The organism is Streptomyces sp. NPDC101219 (genome assembly GCF_044767675.1).
Classification (GTDB): Bacteria; Actinomycetota; Actinomycetes; order Streptomycetales; family Streptomycetaceae; genus Streptomyces.
Genome location: NZ_JBIWOK010000003.1, coordinates 25,601 through 43,314, shown reverse-complemented (window position 1 = coordinate 43,314; position 17,714 = coordinate 25,601). Strand labels below are relative to the sequence as shown.

The window sequence follows — 17,714 nt, the reverse complement described above, 5'->3', positions numbered from 1 at the left end:
CTTACTTGGCGGGGCCGAGCTCGATCGGCACGCCGACCAGGGAGCCGTACTCGGTCCAGGAGCCGTCGTAGTTCTTGACGTTCTCCACGCCGAGCAGCTCGTGCAGCACGAACCACGACAGGGCGGAGCGCTCGCCGATGCGGCACAGGGCGATGGTGTCCTTGGCGAGGTCGACCTGCTCGTCCTCGTAGAGCTTCTTCAGCTCGTCGTCGGACTTGAAGGTGCCGTCGTCGTTGGCGTTCTTCGACCACGGGATGTTGCGCGAGCTCGGCACGTGGCCGGGACGCTGCGACTGCTCCTGCGGCAGGTGGGCCGGGGCGAGCAGCTTGCCGGAGAACTCGTCGGGCGAGCGCACGTCGACGATGTTCTTCTTGCCGATCGCGTCCACGACCTCGTCGCGGAAGGCGCGGATCGACGTGTCCTGCGGCTTGGCCTTGTAGTCGGTCTTCGGGCGCTCGGGCACCTCGTCGCCGGGGACCAGCTCGCGGGCGTCCAGCTCCCACTTCTTGCGGCCGCCGTCGAGCAGCTTGACGTTCTCGTGGCCGTACAGCTTGAAGTACCAGTACGCGTACGCGGCGAACCAGTTGTTGTTGCCGCCGTAGAGGACGACGGTGTGGTCGTTGGCGATGCCCTTGTCGGACAGGAGCTTCTCGAAGCCCTCCTGGTCGACGAAGTCACGGCGGACCGGGTCCTGCAGGTCCTGGGTCCAGTCGATCCGGATGGCGTTCTTGATGTGATTCTTCTCGTAGGCGGACGTGTCCTCGTCCACCTCGACGATGGCGATGCTGGGGTCGTCCAGGTGCTCCTGGAGCCAGTCGGCGTCGACCAGGACGTCGCTGCGGCTCATGTTTTTCTCCTCCGGGGCAGTTGCGGCGGGGCGTGCGGGGTGAGGCAGAGCGCACGGCGGTACGGGCGCCGGGCGCGGGGGTGCCCTTCAGCAGGGCGAGGGGGAACGCGGACGTCGACGACGACGTCGGCTCAGAACGGGCGACAGAGCATGGCGGCGACACGGCACAGGTCTACTGCCCGCCGCTTCGTGAGATCCGCCTGTCGCTTCATGGCCCCGATGGTAGGGAGAGCAGGGCGGGCGTGTCACCGGCGTGTCGCATGATGAGACACGATCGTCCGCATACTGGGATCAGAGAGGGCTGTGGGGCCATTTCAGGCCGGTTCCGGGCTCCCCGTGGCCGGATGTGGCCGGTGTCACCTTCACTCGGCGGACGCCGTCGTCTCGCCAGTCGGACGGATGTGAACGTGCCCCCCGCGGATGCGGGGCCGCCGTCGTCGAAGGGGCCGGAGCCCTCCGCCTGCCTACCCGGCCAGGCGGACGTCCGATGCCTGCCTACCCGGCCAGGCGGACGTCCGAACCCTTCACCGTGATGCCCACGCCGGCCTTCGACGCCTCCACCTTGTCGAGCCGGATCCCGCCCGGCAGGCCGTCGATCTTCTGCTCGAAGTCGGTGATCTGCCGCACCCGGGACTCGGCGATCGTCATCCCCCCGAACTTGGGCAGCGCGTCCGCCTTGACGCGCACCGTGTGGCCGTCCACCACGGTGACGGAACTGAGCACGAACACCGGCTCGGGCAGCTTGGCTCCGAGCACCGTGGCCTCCACCTCGACCTTGATCTTGCCGTTGCCGCCGTCCGACAGCCCGACCACGTTCGCGGTCACACCCGGGGCCACCCGCTGGGGCTCCGACTGCGCGGTCTTGAGCAGTTCGTCGTAGGCGACCGTCGCGGTGCCCGTGGCGGTCGCGGCGGTGGCGGAGGAGAAGTTGCCGGAGAACTCGACGCCCTTCATGTCGGCGTGCAGATCGGCGATGCGGATCTTCTGTCCGCCGTCCCCGGTGGTGGCCTCGTAGTCCTGGATGCCGACCTCGATGTCGTCGAGGGCGCCGCCGGCGACCTGGGTGAGGAAGGGGAAACCCTTGATGGACACGTCGGGCGTGGAGGTGAGGTTCTCGGTGGCCTTCAGCCGGTCCGCGGCCTCGCCCTCGGCGAAGTTCACCGCGACGCGGTCCACGATGACGAAGAGCCCGCCGAGTATCACGACGACGACGAGCAGTATTCGCAGTGCGCGCATGCGGTGATTCCCCCACCTAGGCGTGTCCGACGGCATTCCCCGACGACCGGTAGGCCGTCCAGCGCGAGCGTAACCCGCACAGGAGTGCGCTCCCGGGAATTGTGGATCACCTGTGACGCACGGGACCGCAGCCGCGGGGCGCCGGAGCCCGTTCCGGCCCCGGCACGGGACGGAGCGGCCCGGGGGCTCCGGGGGCTCCGGGGGCTCCGGGGCCGAGGGCTGCGGGATCGAGGTCCCGGGAGCGGGTACCGGATCCGGGGGTTCCTGCGCCGGGGCTCCCGGGCCGGGCTTCGGGCTCCGGGGCCCAGGGCTCCAGCTCCGGGGCCCTGGTCAGAGCCGGGGCCGGACCGGAGCCAGGGCCGGGCCTGGGCCGGGCCGGGGCCAGGCCTGGGCCAGGGCCGAAATCCGGGATCCGAGGCTGCGGGGCCGAGGACCCGGGACCGGGCCGGCCCGGGGGGCACCGGGGCCGAGGGCTGCGGCGTCGAGGGCCTGGGACCGGGTGCCGGATCGGGGGCTCCGGGGCCGGGCTTCGGACTCCGGCCCAGGGCTCCAGCTCCGGGGCCCAGGTCAGGGCCAGGCCGGGGCCAGGGCCAAGGCCAAAGCCTCCGAGATCCGGGGCTGCGGGGCCGAGGGCCCTGGACCGGGTGCCGGGCCGAGGGCTCCCGGGTCGGGACTCCGGGCCCAGGGCAAGGCCGGGGTCTCAGGGGTCCGAGGCCCCGGGTCAGGCGAACACGCGGCCCAGGACGTACACCGCGGGGGCCGCCGCGGCCAGGGGCAGGGCCACGCCCGCCGTGAAGTGGACGAAGCGGGACGGGTAGTCGTAGCTCGCGACCCGGTGGCCGATCAGGGCGCAGGCCGCCACCCCGGCGCCGAGCAGCGCGCCCGAGGCGCCCGGGCCGGCCGCCGCGCCCAGCGCCGCACCGGCGCCCGCCGCCGCGAGCAGCGCCGCCGCCACCGAAGCGGGCGTGGGGAGCGGCAGGGCCCGCACCACCATCGCCACGGCCGTGGCGCCCGCGCCGACCGTCACCGCGTCCGCGTCGGCGGCCAGGTGACCGCCTGCGAGGATCGCCAGCGCCGCCGCCGCGACCGTCGCCATCAGGCCGTACATCCGCTCGTCGGGATCCGCGTGCGACCGCAGTTGCAGGACCAGCGAGAGCAGCACCCAGACGCCCAGCGTCCCGAGGATCGCACCGGGCGCCCGGTCCGACGCCAGCAGGGCCACGTCCGCCGCCAGCGCGCCCAGGAAGCCCAGCGCGATGCCCTGGCGGGCCGGCCACATCCCGTTCAGCCGGAACCAGCCGGCCGCCGTGAGCCCCTGGAGCGCGATCAGCGGCACGAGCAGTGCGTAGGTGCCCAGCGCCGCCCCGCCCGCGAGCAGCAGCCCCAGCAGGGCGGTGAGCGCCGCCGGCTGCATGCCGGGCTCGATGACCGGGGACCGGCCCTCCGCCCGCGCGCGCTGCGCGTCGGTGACGCGCGAGTTCCCGGCCAGCGTGGCCGGGCCATACGCCGGCCCGTCGGCGTCGGGGGCGGCGCCCGGGGCGGCCGGCGCGGGGCCGGGCGCGACGGTGGCGGCCGCCTGGTGCGCGGACGCGGGCGGTACGGGGGCTGCGGCGGGCAGGGGCCCGGGCGGCGGGGTGCCGTAGGTGACGGCCTCGCCGTAGCCCGGGTGCACGGTGGGTCCGCTCACCGGTTCCGGATGGCCCTGCGGCGGCAGGTACGCGGTCTCGTCGACGGCGGCGGCCGGCACCGGCGGCTGCACGGACGTCTCCCACGTCTGGCCCTGCCACTGCTGGGTGTGCTGCTGGTCGGCGTACGGGTCGCCCGCGTACCCCTGCTGCCCGGGCCAGGCCTGCGGCTGCGGGTACTGCTGGGGCTGCGAATAGGCCTCAGGGTGATGCGGGTGCTGTGGGTGCTGCGGGTGCTGGTGGGCCGGCGGGTACGGCTGCGGCTGCCCGTACGGGTGGTACGGGTCGTGTCCCTCGTGCGGCTGGTCGGTCATCGCTCACCCTCCTGCGAACGGCGGGAGCACCTCGACCGTGCCGCCGTCGGCCAGCCGTACCGTCTCATGTGCGCGGGTCCCCACGGGGTCACCGTCGACGAGGAACGAGCATCGCCGCAGGACACGCGGGAGTTCGCCGGGGTGTCGCCCGCGGGCCGCGTCGAGCGCCTCGGCGAGCGTGTCCGCCTCGAACTGCTCCTCGGCCACCCCGGCCGCGGCCTTGGCGGCGGCCCAGTACCGCACCGTGACCTTTGCCATCTGCTGGTTCCTCAATCGTTGACGGTGAACACCGTCAGGCTAGCCCGCCCGGGTGACCGCCCAGTCCCCGATCCGGTGCACCAGCTGCTCGGACGCGGCGTTCTCCGCGTGCCCCATGCCGGGCTCGATCCACAGCTCCCCCTGGTCACCGGCCGCCGCGGCCAGCATCCGCGGATGGTCGAGCGGGAAGTAGCCGTCGCGGTCGCCGTGCACGATCAGCAGCGGGGTCGGCGCGATCCGCGGCACCGCCTGGACGGGGGACAGCGGCACCGGGTCCCAGCCGCGGTGGTGGATCCGGGTGCGCAGCCCGTACCGGCCCACCAGCCGCCCCTCGGGACGGGTGACCAGCCAGTGCAGCCGCCGCATGGGAGCCGTCCCCCGGTAGAACCACCGGGCCGGCGCGCTCACCGACACCACCGCGTCGGGCCCGGCGGAACCCGGGGGGTCCTCCCCCGGCGCCCCGCTGCCGAGGGCGGCGTGCCGCAGGACCACCGAGCCGCCCATGGAGAAGCCGACGGTCACCACGCGCGTGTGCCCCAGTTCCCGGGCCCGGGCGACCGCCGCCGCCAGGTCCAGCACCTCCCGGTCGCCGACCGTGGAGCGTCCCCCGGAGGCGCCGTGGCCGCGGAAGGAGAAGGTCAGCACCGCCCCGTGCCGGGTCAGCGCCCGCGCCACCCGGCGCAGGTGCGGCCGGTCCACGTCCCCCGTGAAGCCGTGCGCGACCACGAACACCGGAACGTCCTCGGGGCCGTCCCCGGCGCTCCCCGGCGAGCCGGGTTCCGGCGCCCGCGCGGGCTCGTAGCGGTGGTCGATCAGTACGCCGTCCGTGGTCCGCAGGAACGTCCGTCCTTTCGCCCCGCCCGGACCGCCGTTCGTCCTCCCGGGCGTCTCGGAATACGGACGATGGGTGGTACATCCCACATGACCTGCCGAACCGCTGCTCATGTCCGCTATTCTGCTGGGAAGAGGACTCGGGCAGCGAAGCCCCCGGGTCCTTTTGTGCTTTCGGAAGCGTTGTATACGACGCGGGAAACCGCCGACGTACGGGGCGTCGAACGCACGAAGCAAGCCGCAAACTCCCCCGCTGCCTCAACGGCGCGGGAGGTGCCCCCACCGCAGGGACCGCCGAGGAGGAACCAGACGTCATGGGCGAGCGAACCGTGCACGAACGAACGGCCCCGGACTGGGGAGGTGGGACGCGATGAGCTCCCTCCTGCTCCTCACCAACGCCCTCCAGCCGTCGGCGGAGGTGCTCCCCGCCCTCGGCCTGCTGCTGCACAACGTGCGGGTGGCCCCGGCGGAGGGCCCCGCCCTGGTGGACACCCCCGGCGCCGACGTCATCCTCGTCGACGGCCGGCGCGACCTGCCGCAGGTGCGCAGCCTGTGCCAGTTGCTGCGCTCCACCGGGCCCGGCTGCCCCCTGGTGCTGGTGGTCACCGAGGGCGGTCTGGCCGCCGTCACCGCCGACTGGGGCATCGACGACGTCCTGCTGGACACCGCGGGCCCGGCCGAGGTCGAGGCGCGGCTGCGGCTCGCCATGGGCCGCCAGCAGATCGTCAACGACGATTCCCCGATGGAGATCCGCAACGGTGATCTCTCCGTCGACGAGGCGACCTACAGCGCCAAACTCAAGGGCCGCGTCCTCGATCTCACGTTCAAGGAATTCGAGCTGCTGAAATACCTCGCACAGCACCCCGGCCGGGTCTTCACCCGGGCCCAGTTGCTGCAGGAGGTCTGGGGCTACGACTATTTCGGCGGCACCCGGACGGTCGACGTCCACGTGCGGCGGCTGCGCGCCAAGCTGGGCCCGGAGCACGAATCCCTGATCGGCACCGTCCGGAACGTCGGTTATCGATTCGTTACGCCGGAGAAGGGCGACCGCTCCACGGAAGAGCCGAAGGCCGCGCAGGCCGCCGGCGCTCCGCAAAAGGCGGCGGATGCGGACGGGACGACCGCGCGTGAGGCCGCCGAGGCGCGGGCCCGGGCATGAGCGGCGCACGCATGAGCGGGCCGCACCCGCCGACGAGCGGGGCGCCCGGACGGACGCACCCGTCCGGGGGACCCGGAGCCCGTCGCACGCCCTGCCCACGGCCGGTATATCCGCGTAGACTCCGCGCGTGGCCAAGGTAACCAGGGATGACGTGGCGCGGCTGGCGGGCACCTCCACCGCCGTCGTCAGCTACGTCATCAACAACGGACCCCGGCCGGTCGCCCCGGCCACGCGCGAGCGTGTCCTCGCCGCGATCAAGGAACTGGGGTACCGGCCCGACCGCGTCGCCCAGGCGATGGCGTCCCGGCGCACGGACCTCATAGGTCTGATCGTGCCCGACGCCCGCCAGCCCTTCTTCGGGGAGATGGCGCACGCCGTGGAACAGGCCGCGTCCGAGCGCGGAAAGATGGTGCTGGTCGGCAACTCCGACTACATCGGCGAGCGCGAGGTCCACTACCTGCGCGCCTTCCTGGGGATGCGCGTCTCCGGCCTGATCCTCGTCAGCCACGCCCTCAACGACCTGGCCGCGGCCGAGATAGACGCCTGGGACGCCCGGGTCGTCCTGCTCCACGAACGCCCCGAGGCGATCGACGACGTCGCCGTCGTCACCGACGACCTCGGCGGCGCCCAGCTCGCCGTCCGCCACCTGCTGGAACACGGCTACCCGTACGTCGCCTGCCTCGGCGGCACCGCGGACACCCCCGCCGTCGGCGACCCGGTCTCCGACCACGTGGAGGGCTGGCGCCGGGCCATGAAGGAGGCCGACGTCCCGACCGACGGCCGCCTCTTCGAGGCCCCGTACAACCGGTACGACGCCTACCGCATCGGGCTCGACATCCTCTCCGGGCCCGACCGCCCGCCGGCCATCTTCTGCTCCACCGACGACCAGGCGATCGGCGTCCTGCGGGCGGCGCGCGAGCTGCGCATCGACGTGCCGGGCGAGCTGGCGGTCGCCGGGTTCGACGACATCAAGGAGGCGGCGCTCACCGACCCGCCGATGACCACGGTCGCCTCCGACCGTTCGGCCATGGCCCGTGCGGCCGTGGACCTGGTCCTCGACGACGGTCTGCGGGTCGCCGGGTCGCGCCGCGAGCGCCTGAAGGTGTTCCCGTCCCGCCTGGTGGTACGCCGCTCCTGCGGCTGCGGATAGCCGGTCCGGGGGCGCCGCAGAAGCACCGGGCGTCCGTGCACCTGCCCGTCCGTCCACATGCTCGACCCCCGCACATCCTTATATCGGGCATACACGGTTCTGCCGGACTTCTCAGACGGCCCTCAGGAAGCTCTCATCGTGGGGCGCGAGCCTGTTTGACATGAACGAGACCTTCCGCAGCCCCGGCACCCCCGACGAGCCCCGGCCCGCGTCCGCCGACCAGTACGGCGCGCAGTACGGCACCGTTCCCCCCGGTCAGCAGGATGCGCACGGCCGGCCCGGTCCGAGCGGCGCGCAGGGCCCGTACCTCCCGCACGGTCCGAGCGGCGCGCAGGGCCCGTACCTCCCGCACGGCCCGGGCGGCGCGCAGGGCCCGTACCCGCAGGGCACGAGCGGCGCGCAGGCGCCCGCGGAGCGTGCGGCGCACCCGGAGTGGCCGCCCGCGCCCCCGCAGCCCCCGCAGCCCCCTTCGGCGGCGCAGCCGCCCGCGGCCGGGCCCCCGCCCCCCGCCCAGCCGCCCGGGCGCACCGGGCGCCGGCGCCGGCGCGGCCCGGCCGCCCTCCTCGCCGCCGTGGCGATCGTCGCGGCGGCCGTCGGCGGCGGGACCGCCTACGGCATCCAGGAGCTCGCCGGCCCGCGGACGGTCGCCGACGGCGGCTCCGGGCAGCCCAACGCGGTCCCGGCCGCCCAGAAGGGCACCGTGGCCGGCGTCGCCGACGCGGTGAGCCCGAGCATCGTCGAGATCAACGCCACCTCGCGCGCGGGGTCCTCCACCGGCTCCGGCGTGATCATCAGCGAGGACGGCGAGGTCGTCACCAACAACCACGTCATCGCGGGCGCCTCCTCGGTCAAGGTGCGCACCAGCGACGGCACCACATACACCGCGAAGGTCGTCGGCACCGACAGCGGGAAGGACCTCGCGCTGATCCGGCTCCAGGACGCCTCGGGCCTGAAGGCCGCCACCCTCGGCGACTCCGACCGGGTGAAGGTCGGCGACCAGGTCGTCGCGATCGGCTCCCCCGAGGGCCTGACCGGCACCGTGACCAGCGGAATCGTCTCGGCCCTCGACCGGGACGTGACCGTCGCGAGGGACGAGGGCCAAGAACAGCAGCAGTGGCAGCAGGGCGACGGCTGGCCCTTCGAGTACGGCGGCCGGCAGTTCAACGGCGACACCGGCGGCTCCACCACCACCTACCAGGCCATCCAGACCGACGCCTCCCTCAACCCGGGCAACTCCGGCGGCGCGCTGATCGACATGAACGGCGCCGTCATCGGCATCAACTCCGCGATGTACTCGGCGGGCGGCTCGTCCTCCGACGCGGGCAGCGCGGGCCTCGGCTTCGCCATCCCGGTGAACACCCTCAAGGCGGACCTGCCCGCCCTGCGCGCGGGTACCACCGGCTGAGCCGCGGCGGCCGCGGGACGTGCGAGGCTGGGACCCCGGGCCGCGCACCGGCAACGGGACCGGCCCCGGGACCCCGGCCCCGCGCGCCCGCCGCCCGGCGTGACGGCCGCCGGCGGACGGCACACAGCCGCTCCCGCCGCCGGTCATCGGCCCGGCCGCCCGGGCGGCCGGACGCCCCGCCCTCCCCCCGTCCCGCCGACAGAGGAACCCGACTCCATGAGCCCCGTGCCCGCCGAAGGCGACCGTGACCGTGACCCGCAGCGCATCCTGATCGTCGACGACGAGCCGGCCGTGCGGGAGGCGCTCCAGCGCAGCCTGGCCTTCGAGGGCTACGACACCGAGGTCGCCGTCGACGGCGCCGACGCGCTGGAGAAGACCGCGTCCTACCGGCCCGACCTGCTCGTCCTCGACATCCAGATGCCCCGCATGGACGGCCTGACCGCGGCCCGCCGCATCCGCGCCACCGGCGACACCACTCCCGTCCTGATGCTGACGGCCCGTGACACCGTCGGCGACCGGGTCACGGGACTGGACGCCGGGGCGGACGACTACCTCGTCAAGCCCTTCGAGCTGGACGAGCTGTTCGCCCGCATCCGGGCGCTGCTGCGCCGCAGTTCGTACGCGGCGGCCGTGGCGGCCTCGGCGGAGACGGACGACGTCCTCACCTTCGCGGACCTCAGCATGAACCTGGTGACGCGGGAGGTGCGGCGGGGCGGGCGGACGGTGGAGCTGACCCGCACCGAGTTCACCCTGCTGGAGATGTTCATGGCGCACCCGCGTCAGGTGCTCACCCGCGAGCAGATCCTCAAGGCGGTGTGGGGCTTCGACTTCGAGCCGTCGTCCAACTCGCTCGACGTCTACGTGATGTACCTGCGCCGCAAGACCGAGGCGGGCGGCGAGCCGCGCCTGGTGCACACCGTGCGGGGCGTGGGGTACGTGCTGCGGCAGGGCGGCGCGGAGTGAGCGGTCTCCTGCGCCGCTTCCGCACGCTCCCGATGCGGGCCCGGCTGTCGCTGCTGGTGGCGGCCGCGGTGGCGACCGCCGTGGCGGCGGTGTCGGTGACGTGCTGGTTCATCGTGCAGGGCAAGCTGTACGAGCAGCTCGACAAGGACCTGGAGAAGGCCACCGTCCTGCAGGGCCCGCAGCGCGAGGGCGAGATCCGCAGCGCCCTCAACACCTGCACGGCCACGCCCCGGGACACCGTCGACGGCAGCTTCCAGGACACCTACTCCCAGGTGGTCCGCGCCGACGGCACCGTCTGCCTGTTCCCCAGCTCGGCGGGCCGGATCGACGTCACCCGCTCCGACCGGGAGGTCATCGCGAGCGCGGGCAGCGCCTCGTCCGGCGTGCACCGCGACGGTACCGACCAGAACGGCGACCCGGTCCGCGTACTGACCCTGCCCCTGGTGATCAACAACCCGACCACGCTGACGAGTTCGAAGGCGGCCGTCCTCGTGGCGGTCCCCCTGAAGGGCACCGAGTCCACGCTCGACGACCTCGCCCTGATCCTGCTGCTCGTCTCCGGCGTCGGAGTGGTCGGCGCCTCCGCCGCCGGTCTCGCGGTCGCCCGCGCCGGCCTGCGGCCCGTGGACCGGCTCACCGAGGCCGTCGAACACGTGGCCCGCACCGAGGACCTGGGCGTGCGCATCCCCGTGGACGAGGAGTCCGACGACGAGATCGCCCGCCTGTCCCGCTCCTTCAACTCCATGACGTCCGCCCTGGCCAGCTCCCGCGACCTGCAGCAGCAGCTCATCGCGGACGCCGGGCACGAGCTGCGCACGCCCCTGACCTCGCTGCGCACCAACATCGAACTCCTCACCCGCAGCGAGGAGACCGGCCGCCCGATCCCGCCGGCCGACCGCGCCGCCCTGCTCGCCTCGGTGAAGGCGCAGATGACCGAACTGGCCGCCCTCATCGGCGACCTGCAGGAGCTGTCCCGCCCCGACACCGGCCAGCACTCCGGCCGCACCCGGATCGTCGCCTGGCACGACACCGTCGAGGCGGCACTGCGACGCGCCCGGCTGCGCGGACCCGGCCTCACCCTCGACGCGGACCTCCACCCCTGGTACGTCCGCGCCGAACCCAGCGCGCTGGAACGCGCCGTGGTCAACATCCTCGACAACGCGGTGAAGTTCGGCCCGCCCGGCACGGCCGTCGACGTCCGCCTGGCCGACGGCGTCCTCACCGTCCGGGACCACGGCCCCGGCATCCCCGCCGACGAACTGCCCCACGTCTTCGACCGCTTCTGGCGCTCCCCCACCGCCCGCGCCCTGCCCGGCTCCGGCCTGGGCCTGTCCATCGTGGCCCGCACGGTCCAGCAGGCCGGCGGCGAGGTCTCCCTCACGCCCGCCGCGGACGGCGACGGCATGGTGGCCCGAATCCGGCTGCCGGGGGCACCGACGCCTCCGCCGGAGGTGCCGTAGGCACGCCCGGCGGGGCCGGACATGCCGCGGGGCCGGACATGCCGCGGGGCCGGACATGCCGCGGGGCCGGACATGCCGCGGGGCCGGTACCGGGCGCGGTTGCGCCCGGTACCGGCCCCGGCGGGGTCAAGCGGTCACTGCACGATGGTGATGCGGTCCGCGGCCGGCGGGGCCAGCGGGGAGGAGGCCGAGGAGTTGGCCGTCAGGTACTGCTCCAGGGCCGTCAGGTCGTCCGCGCCGACCAGGTCGCCCGTGCCCTCGCCCAGGGTGGGGAAGCCGTCGCCGCCGCCTGCCAGGAAGCTGTTGGTGGCGACGCGGTAGGTGGCGGACGGGTCGATCGGGGAGCCGCCCAGCTCGATCGAGTCCGTGACCACGCGGTCCGCGCCCGACTTGGTCAGGTCCAGGGTGTAGGTGAGGCCGGAGGAGACCTGGAGGATCTTCGGGGCGGCCTCGTTCGGGCCGCTGACCTGCTCCTTGAGCGCCTGGATCAGCTGGGCGCCGGTGAAGGTCTGGAGGTTGACCGTGTTGGCGAAGGGCTGCACGGTGAACGCCTCGGCGAAGGTGACCACGCCGTCGCCCTCGCTGCCGCTCGCCGCGTGGGTGAGGGAGGCGCGGATGCCGCCCGGGTTCATGAGCGCCAGGTCGGTCTCCGGGTCCAGCGTCCTGCCGTACTCCAGCTGGGCGTCGGCGATGAGGTCGCCGAGCGGGGACTCGGTGCCGTCCCGCACGATGTCGCCGGAGATGTAGCCGATCGGACGGTTGCCGATGGGGGCCGCGAGGGTGTTCCACTTGCCGATCAGGCGGGTCATGTCGGGCGCCTTGGGGACGTCCCGGGTGACGACGTGGTTGGCGGACTTCACGGCCGTGCGGGCGATGTCACCGGTGCGGCGGTCGTAGGTGAGCGTGGTGTCCGTGTAGAGGCGGCCGAAGGACGCGGCCGAGGTGACCGTGCGGGGCTTGCCCGACGGGTCGGGGATGGTGCAGGCGTACGCGGCGTGCGTGTGGCCGGTGACCAGGGCGTCCACGTCGGACGTGACGTTCTTCGCGATGTCCGCGATCGGGCCGGAGATGCCGTCGCCGGCGCCCGGGGAGTCGCAGTCGTAGTTGTAGTCCGGGGACGCAGGGAAGCCGCCCTCGTGGATCAGCGCCACGATGGACTTCACGCCCTTGCGGCGCAGCTCCTTGGCGTACTTGTTGATGGTGTCGACCTCGTCCTTGAAGGACAGGCCCTTGACGCCCTCGGCGGAGACGATGTCCGGGGTGCCCTCCAGGGTCACGCCGATGAAGCCGACCTTGACGTCCCGCTTCTTCCACACCCAGTAGGGCTTCAGCAGCGGCTTCTTCGACTTGTCGTCGATGACGTTCGCCGCCAGGTAGGGGAAGTCGGCGCCCTTGAACTTCTTGTCCGTGTAGCAGCCGTCGGTGGGGTGGCAGCCGCCGTTCTGCAGGCGGCGCAGCTCGCGCGCGCCCTCGTCGAACTCGTGGTTGCCGACCGAGGTGACGTCGAGGTCCAGCTTGTTCAGCGCCTCGATGGTGGGCTCGTCGTGGAAGAGGCCCGACAGCAGCGGAGAGGCGCCGACCATGTCGCCGCCGGCCGCGGTGATGGAGTACCGGTTGCCCTTGCGGGCCTCGCGCAGGTGCGTGGCGAGGTACTCGACGCCGCCCGCGTCGATGGTCTTGGTGGTGCCGTCCGGCTGCTGCTCGGTGACCCGGCCCGAGGAACCCGTCGGGGGTTCCAGGTTGCCGTGCAGGTCGTTGAAGGACAGCAGCTGTACGTCCTGGTAGCGGCTCGGGTGGTGGTGGCCGTGCGAGCCGCCCTTGCCGCCGTGGTGCTCGCCCGCGCTCGCCGACCCGGGCAGGGCCGCTGCGGCCAGCGCCCCGGCGGTGAGCACACCGGCGGCGGCGAGGAGACGGTTCGTACGGCGTCTGCGGCGCGGCTGGTGCGCCGGGGATGTGGCTGGCATACGCCCCCCTGTGGGTCAACGTGGGTCTGGACGGGGCCGTGGGACACGGCGGACCGCCCGGCGCAGCCTAGAGTCAACGCGCGTAGCGCGACAGGGGTTTCCGGTTACAGCCTGGTTTATCTTTCGCGCGCCGGGTGGACCCGGCCGTCCCGGCGGTGCGCAGCGCGGGCCCGCCGGCCCCGCCCGCCGCCCGCCGGTTCCCGGCCCCGCCCCTTACCCTCGTACGCATGACCAGCGACGACATCGCACGGCCCTCAAGCCCCCGTTCGCTCCAGACCCTCGACACCCTCTCCCCGGAGCAGACCGAGGCGGTGCTCGCCCTGCTCGCGGAGGCCGCCCGGACCGACGGGCAGCAGGCGGTGTCCGAGCAGGGGCGGCTGCAGCTGCGCGGCGGACAGCGCGAGGGCGTGTCCCACCTGCTGCTCTCCGTCGACGGTGAACTCGTCGGCTATGCCCAGCTGGAGGACACCGACCCGGTGGAGCCGCCCGCCGCCGAACTGGTCGTGCACCCCTCGCACCGCGGCCGGGGACACGGGCGGGCCCTCGGCACCGCGCTGCTTGCCGCCTCCGGCAAGCGGCTGCGGGTCTGGGCGCACGGCGGCCACTCCGCGGCCCGTCATCTCGCCCAGGTCCTCGGGCTCACCCTGTTCCGGGAACTGCGGCAGATGCGGCGGCCGTTGACCGGCTTCCCGCTGCCCGACGCGGCACCGCCGGAGGGGGTGAGCGTGCGCACCTTCGTGCCCGGGCAGGACGACGCCGCCTGGCTCGCGCTGAACGCCGCCGCCTTCGCCCACCACCCCGAGCAGGGCTCGCTCACCCAGCGCGACCTGGACGACCGCAAGGCCGAGCCGTGGTTCGACCCCGAGGGCTTCTTCCTCGCCGAACGGGACGGCCGGCTCGTCGGCTTCCACTGGACCAAGGAGCACCGGGAGGAGGGCCTCGGCGAGGTGTACGTCGTCGGGGTCGGCCCGGACGCGCAGGGCGGGGGGCTCGGCAAGTACCTCACCACGATCGGCCTGCGGCACCTCGCCGACCGGGGCCTGCCCACGGCGATGCTGTACGTGGACGCCGACAACAAGGCGGCCGTGTCGGTGTACGAGCGGCTGGGGTTCACCACCCACGAGACCGACCTCATGTACCGCACGGAGACCTGACCCACCGCACGAGACCCGACCCACCGCACGGAGACCTCACGGCGGCCCCGGGAATCCCCGCCGGGCGGGATTCCCGGGGCCGCCGTCACGGCCGCTCCCCGCTCGGGCGGCCCGCCCGCCCGGGGGACGGCCGCCACGCCCGCCGCCGCAGCGGCTCCGGCGCGCACGCGATCCACACCGCGACGGCCGCGACCAGCAACACCGCCCACCGGTCGTGCGCGGCCGCCCACCGCTCGTCGCCGGGCACGACGAACAGGGGCCGGCGCTCCGGCCACAGCAGCGGCGCGACGACGGCCGCCGCGATCAGTCCGCCGGCGACGGCCTGCCCCGGCCGGGCACTGTACGAGCACCGGACCGCGCAGGCGGCGCCGGCCAGGGCGAGGGCGGCGGCGGTGGCCGCCTCCAGGGTCATGCCGGCGGCCGGGGGCCGCACCGACGGCGGGACGAGGAGCAGCGCGGCCGTCCACCACAGGGCGGCGACCGGGGCGACGAGCGCCAGGCGCAGGGTGTGCCGGACGGCCCGCCGGACGGGCACGGCGGCGATGGTGTGCCGGGCGGGGTCGTCCAGGAGGAACGCCAGGCCGACGGCGAACGCCACGGTGGCCGCCCTGAGCACCTGGACGGTGAACCACGCGTCCGGGGTCTGCGTCAGCCGGGGCGACACGGCGAGCAGCAGGCCCACCGCGCTCCCCGCGCCGATCGCCCGCCACGGCACGGTCCGCGCCATCGGCCGCACCAGCCCGGGCACCAGCGCCCGCCATCCGGCCGGGTGTTCCGCGGGCGGTGCCGCCCGTTCCGGCCCGGCCGCCGGCGGCATGCGCCGTCCCGTCACAGGCACGTGTCCTCACCCTCCGGCGACGGCAGCCCCAGCACCTCGGCGACCCGGTCGGTCGTCACCTTCGGTGCGGTCAGCTCGTCCCAGTGCGCCCGCACCTTCGCGGCCATGTCGGAGCGGGGATGGTCCAGCATCGCGCGGACCACCTCGGTGTGCGCGGCCGTCATGTACGTCGGCTCGGTCTGCGAGATGACGAGGGCGCTGCCGGTGTCGCTGTCGTCCAGGCGGACCCGGCGCAGGTCGGCCACCGGGTCGGGCCGGCCGGCCAGCGCCAGCCACATGACGGTGACCGTCCGGCCGTCGCAGAACGCGGCCGCGTCCTTCTCGGTGCCGGCGACCAGCACGCCGGCCACGGCGGTGGTGAACTCCGGGACGCGGTTGCCGCCCCAGGAGGTGCCGACGGTCACCTCACCGGGCCGGGTCAGCGCGGGGATCGACGAGTCGCCGGTCAGGCCGTACCGCGCCTCCACGCGCTGCCGGACGACCAGCGGCCGGTCCGCCACCGCGTCACCGGCGAGCGCGGTGACCGACTCCAGGGCGCCCGCCCAGTCGCCGGTGCGCGCGGTCCACTCCGGGAAGGCGCAGTACCGCACGCCGTCGCGGCCGGTGCACTCCTGCACCTGCTGCGGGACGGCGGAGTAGCGCGTACGGGCGTCCTTCGTCTCCGGGGACACCCCGCCCGCCTGCCCCACCGCGCCGGCCAGGGTCAGCAGGACCGCGCCGGCGGAGGCCGCCTGCAGGGTCCGCACCCGTCCGGCGCCGGACAGCAGGACGGCGGCACACGCCAGGGTCAGCCCCAGCCCGGCCAGGTACAGGGCGTGCCAGGCGGCGGGGCGGCCGATCAGGCCGGACGGCAGCGTGTGCGCGCTGCCCTCCGCGACGATCGGCACCAGCCAGCGGGTCGCGCTGTCCTCGTCGGTGCCGACGGAGGCGAACATGCCGAAGAACAGGAACAGGACGATCAGCAGCGGGGCGGCGAGCGCCGACCGCACCAGCCGGGCCAGCAGGGCGCCGAAGGATCCGAGCAGCAGCACGCACAGCGGTCCCACGAGCAGTTCGCCGGGCGAACCCTGGCCGACCGCGCCGGGCTTGAGGGCCTCCCAGGTGAACTGGGCCGCCACACCCCCGGCGGTGACCAGGGTCAGCGCGCCGACGGACAGCAGGTGGGCGACGGTGCGGCGCCACCGCGGGAGCACCAGGACGGACAGGTGCCGTTCCGTGTCGTGCCGACCGTCCCGCAGCATCGCCTGGTTGACGCACAGCAGGACGGCGAGGCCGACGAGCAGCGGGCCGTTCTGGGTGGCGCGGTCGGCGTCCTGGAGCGCGGGGAAGCCGTCCCAGGAGGTGCGGGTGCTCCACACGGTCAGGGACACGTACAGCGCGAGGGCGACGAGGACGGGCACCCGCAGCAGCAGTCGGCGGGTCTCGAAGCGGGCCAGGGCGAACACGGCCGCCCAGGAGCCGCCGTGCCGCTCCTGGGCGGCCGGCCGGGCGGGGGCGGGGTTCTCGGTCACGGTGGTCACGCCGTCACCTCCACGCCCGCGTCGTCGAGGGTGAGCAGGTAGCCGTCCTCCAGGGTGGGTTCGAGGAGGTCGGCACCGGAGGGCGGATCGCCCACGTTGCGGTAGGTGCCCAGACCGGTGCGCCAGCCGGCCTTGGCGCCGGGGGCGCGCTCGGCGCTGCTCCACACCCGGCCGTCGGCCCGGGCGGTCAGTTCGGCCGGAGTGCCGTCGAAGCGCACGGTGCCGGCCGCCATGACCACCACCCGGTGGCAGAGCATCGCCACGTCCTCCGTCTGGTGCGTGGACAGCAGCACGGTGCGGCCCTCACCCGCGTGGGCGATCAACTCGCGGAACCGCATGCGCTGTTCGGGGTCGAGGCCGACGGTCGGCTCGTCCAGGACGAGGAACCCGGGGTCGCCGACCAGCGCGGCGGCCAGGGCGACGCGCTGCCGCATCCCGCCGGACAGCTTCTTGATGCGCTTGCCGCGCACATCGCCGAGGCCCACCTCCTCCAGGACGCGCCGCACCTCGCGGTGCCGGGCGGCACGGTCGGTGAGCTCCTTCAGGATCGCCACGTAGTCGACGAACTCGAAGGCGGTGAAGTCGGGGTGGAAGCCCGGCGTCTGCGGCAGGTAGCCGAGGGCGCGCCGGACCTCCTGGCGCCCGCGCGAGGTGGCGGGGTCGTGGCCCAGCACGGTGAAGGCACCGCGGTCGGGGGGCACGGCGGTGGCGAGCACCCGCAGCAGCGTGGTCTTGCCCGCGCCGTTGGGGCCGAGCAGCCCGGTGACGCCGGCGGACAGCGTCAGCGACACGTCGTCGAGGGCGCGGGTGCCCCCGTAGTGGAGGCTCAGCCCGGAGGCGGAGACGGAGGGGATCATGCGGAACTCCCGTGGGTGGGGCGGCAGAAGCCGAAGGATGGGGCCGCCGGAGCGGGCCCGGTGACGGCGGGGA

Annotated in this window: 16 protein-coding genes; 6 read left to right on the top strand and 10 right to left on the bottom strand. The window is 74.2% G+C overall.

The annotated features are described in order from the left end of the window. Position 1: 1 nt before the first annotated feature. The 6 genes from ACIRPP_RS06285 to ACIRPP_RS06260 form a co-directional block, all read right to left on the bottom strand. Positions 2–847 carry a sulfurtransferase gene (locus ACIRPP_RS06285; protein ID WP_192230258.1) on the bottom strand — a complete coding sequence of 282 codons (846 nt, stop codon included), beginning with the start codon at positions 845–847 and terminating at the stop codon, positions 2–4. Positions 848–978: 131 nt separating this feature from the next. Next, entirely contained in the window at positions 979–1,059 is an 81-nt protein-coding gene (locus ACIRPP_RS06280; RefSeq protein ID WP_350751515.1) for an Ms5788A family Cys-rich leader peptide, read from the bottom strand. Between the two features lie 283 nt (positions 1,060–1,342). Further along, the gene (locus tag ACIRPP_RS06275; protein ID WP_403638421.1) at positions 1,343–2,083 is read right to left on the bottom strand and encodes a DUF2993 domain-containing protein; all 741 of its coding nucleotides are present in this window, start codon (positions 2,081–2,083) and stop codon (positions 1,343–1,345) included. Between the two features lie 721 nt (positions 2,084–2,804). Then, positions 2,805–4,082, bottom strand: coding sequence for a hypothetical protein (locus ACIRPP_RS06270; RefSeq protein WP_403638419.1), 1,278 nt, complete (start codon positions 4,080–4,082; stop codon positions 2,805–2,807). A 3-nt stretch (positions 4,083–4,085) separates the two neighbouring features. Further along, positions 4,086–4,340: a MoaD/ThiS family protein gene (locus ACIRPP_RS06265; protein ID WP_192234706.1), complete on the bottom strand. Its 255-nt coding sequence runs from the start codon at positions 4,338–4,340 to the stop codon at positions 4,086–4,088. Positions 4,341–4,379: 39 nt separating this feature from the next. Further along, entirely contained in the window at positions 4,380–5,285 is a 906-nt protein-coding gene (locus ACIRPP_RS06260) for an alpha/beta hydrolase (protein WP_403638417.1), read from the bottom strand. Between the two features lie 256 nt (positions 5,286–5,541). Here ACIRPP_RS06260 and ACIRPP_RS06255 point away from each other — a divergent pair, with 256 nt between their 5' ends. From ACIRPP_RS06255 to ACIRPP_RS06235, 5 genes are all read left to right on the top strand, one after another. After that, positions 5,542–6,330, top strand: coding sequence for a response regulator transcription factor (locus tag ACIRPP_RS06255; protein ID WP_403638415.1), 789 nt, complete (start codon positions 5,542–5,544; stop codon positions 6,328–6,330). Positions 6,331–6,457: 127 nt separating this feature from the next. Next, positions 6,458–7,480: a LacI family DNA-binding transcriptional regulator gene (locus ACIRPP_RS06250; RefSeq protein WP_164348447.1), complete on the top strand. Its 1,023-nt coding sequence runs from the start codon at positions 6,458–6,460 to the stop codon at positions 7,478–7,480. 160 nt (positions 7,481–7,640) lie between these two features. Next, a complete protein-coding gene (locus tag ACIRPP_RS06245) occupies positions 7,641–8,885 on the top strand; it encodes a trypsin-like peptidase domain-containing protein (RefSeq protein WP_403638413.1) in 1,245 nt (414 codons plus the stop codon). A gap of 216 nt (positions 8,886–9,101) precedes the next feature. Beyond that, positions 9,102–9,848 (top strand): response regulator transcription factor, encoded by a 747-nt coding sequence (locus ACIRPP_RS06240; protein ID WP_403638411.1) that lies wholly within the window; start codon positions 9,102–9,104, stop codon positions 9,846–9,848. Next, positions 9,845–11,308 (top strand): sensor histidine kinase, encoded by a 1,464-nt coding sequence (locus ACIRPP_RS06235; protein ID WP_403638409.1) that lies wholly within the window; start codon positions 9,845–9,847, stop codon positions 11,306–11,308. Before ACIRPP_RS06240 ends, ACIRPP_RS06235 begins: the two co-directional genes overlap by 4 nt. Before the next feature lie 134 nt (positions 11,309–11,442). Here the strand turns inward: ACIRPP_RS06235 and ACIRPP_RS06230 are convergent, their stop codons facing one another. After that, the gene (locus ACIRPP_RS06230) at positions 11,443–13,272 is read right to left on the bottom strand and encodes a bifunctional metallophosphatase/5'-nucleotidase (RefSeq protein WP_403638407.1); all 1,830 of its coding nucleotides are present in this window, start codon (positions 13,270–13,272) and stop codon (positions 11,443–11,445) included. A gap of 227 nt (positions 13,273–13,499) precedes the next feature. Between ACIRPP_RS06230 and mshD the strand changes: the two genes are divergently transcribed. After that, positions 13,500–14,426 carry a mycothiol synthase gene (mshD, locus tag ACIRPP_RS06225; RefSeq protein ID WP_403638405.1) on the top strand — a complete coding sequence of 309 codons (927 nt, stop codon included), beginning with the start codon at positions 13,500–13,502 and terminating at the stop codon, positions 14,424–14,426. Positions 14,427–14,511: 85 nt separating this feature from the next. Here mshD and ACIRPP_RS06220 read toward each other — a convergent pair whose 3' ends face one another. The 3 genes from ACIRPP_RS06220 to ACIRPP_RS06210 are packed head-to-tail and all read right to left on the bottom strand — an operon-like array spanning position 14,512 to position 17,641. Next, complete coding sequence (locus ACIRPP_RS06220) at positions 14,512–15,264, bottom strand: ABC transporter (RefSeq protein WP_403638404.1); 753 nt, start codon at positions 15,262–15,264, stop codon at positions 14,512–14,514. After that, entirely contained in the window at positions 15,255–16,784 is a 1,530-nt protein-coding gene (locus ACIRPP_RS06215; RefSeq protein ID WP_403638402.1) for an ABC transporter permease, read from the bottom strand. The genes ACIRPP_RS06220 and ACIRPP_RS06215 overlap by 10 nt, the downstream gene beginning before the upstream one ends. Further along, positions 16,781–17,641, bottom strand: a complete 861-nt coding sequence (locus ACIRPP_RS06210; protein WP_164332723.1) for an ABC transporter ATP-binding protein — start codon at positions 17,639–17,641, stop codon at positions 16,781–16,783. Before ACIRPP_RS06210 ends, ACIRPP_RS06215 begins: the two co-directional genes overlap by 4 nt. Between the last annotated feature and the right edge of the window lie 73 nt (positions 17,642–17,714).

What these genes read in the sequence shown, in the direction of transcription:
- ACIRPP_RS06210 (WP_164332723.1), bottom strand. Translation starts at nt 17,641, where the DNA reads ATGATCCCCTCCGTCTCCGCCTCCGGGCTGAGCCTCCACTACGGGGGC.
- mshD (WP_403638405.1), top strand. Translation starts at nt 13,500, where the DNA reads ATGACCAGCGACGACATCGCACGGCCCTCAAGCCCCCGTTCGCTCCAG.
- ACIRPP_RS06275 (WP_403638421.1), bottom strand. Translation starts at nt 2,083, where the DNA reads ATGCGCGCACTGCGAATACTGCTCGTCGTCGTCGTGATACTCGGCGGG.
- ACIRPP_RS06285 (WP_192230258.1), bottom strand. Translation starts at nt 847, where the DNA reads ATGAGCCGCAGCGACGTCCTGGTCGACGCCGACTGGCTCCAGGAGCAC.
- ACIRPP_RS06240 (WP_403638411.1), top strand. Translation starts at nt 9,102, where the DNA reads ATGAGCCCCGTGCCCGCCGAAGGCGACCGTGACCGTGACCCGCAGCGC.
- ACIRPP_RS06245 (WP_403638413.1), top strand. Translation starts at nt 7,641, where the DNA reads ATGAACGAGACCTTCCGCAGCCCCGGCACCCCCGACGAGCCCCGGCCC.
- ACIRPP_RS06280 (WP_350751515.1), bottom strand. Translation starts at nt 1,059, where the DNA reads ATGAAGCGACAGGCGGATCTCACGAAGCGGCGGGCAGTAGACCTGTGC.
- ACIRPP_RS06265 (WP_192234706.1), bottom strand. Translation starts at nt 4,340, where the DNA reads ATGGCAAAGGTCACGGTGCGGTACTGGGCCGCCGCCAAGGCCGCGGCC.
- ACIRPP_RS06260 (WP_403638417.1), bottom strand. Translation starts at nt 5,285, where the DNA reads ATGAGCAGCGGTTCGGCAGGTCATGTGGGATGTACCACCCATCGTCCG.
- ACIRPP_RS06230 (WP_403638407.1), bottom strand. Translation starts at nt 13,272, where the DNA reads ATGCCAGCCACATCCCCGGCGCACCAGCCGCGCCGCAGACGCCGTACG.
- ACIRPP_RS06270 (WP_403638419.1), bottom strand. Translation starts at nt 4,082, where the DNA reads ATGACCGACCAGCCGCACGAGGGACACGACCCGTACCACCCGTACGGG.
- ACIRPP_RS06255 (WP_403638415.1), top strand. Translation starts at nt 5,542, where the DNA reads ATGAGCTCCCTCCTGCTCCTCACCAACGCCCTCCAGCCGTCGGCGGAG.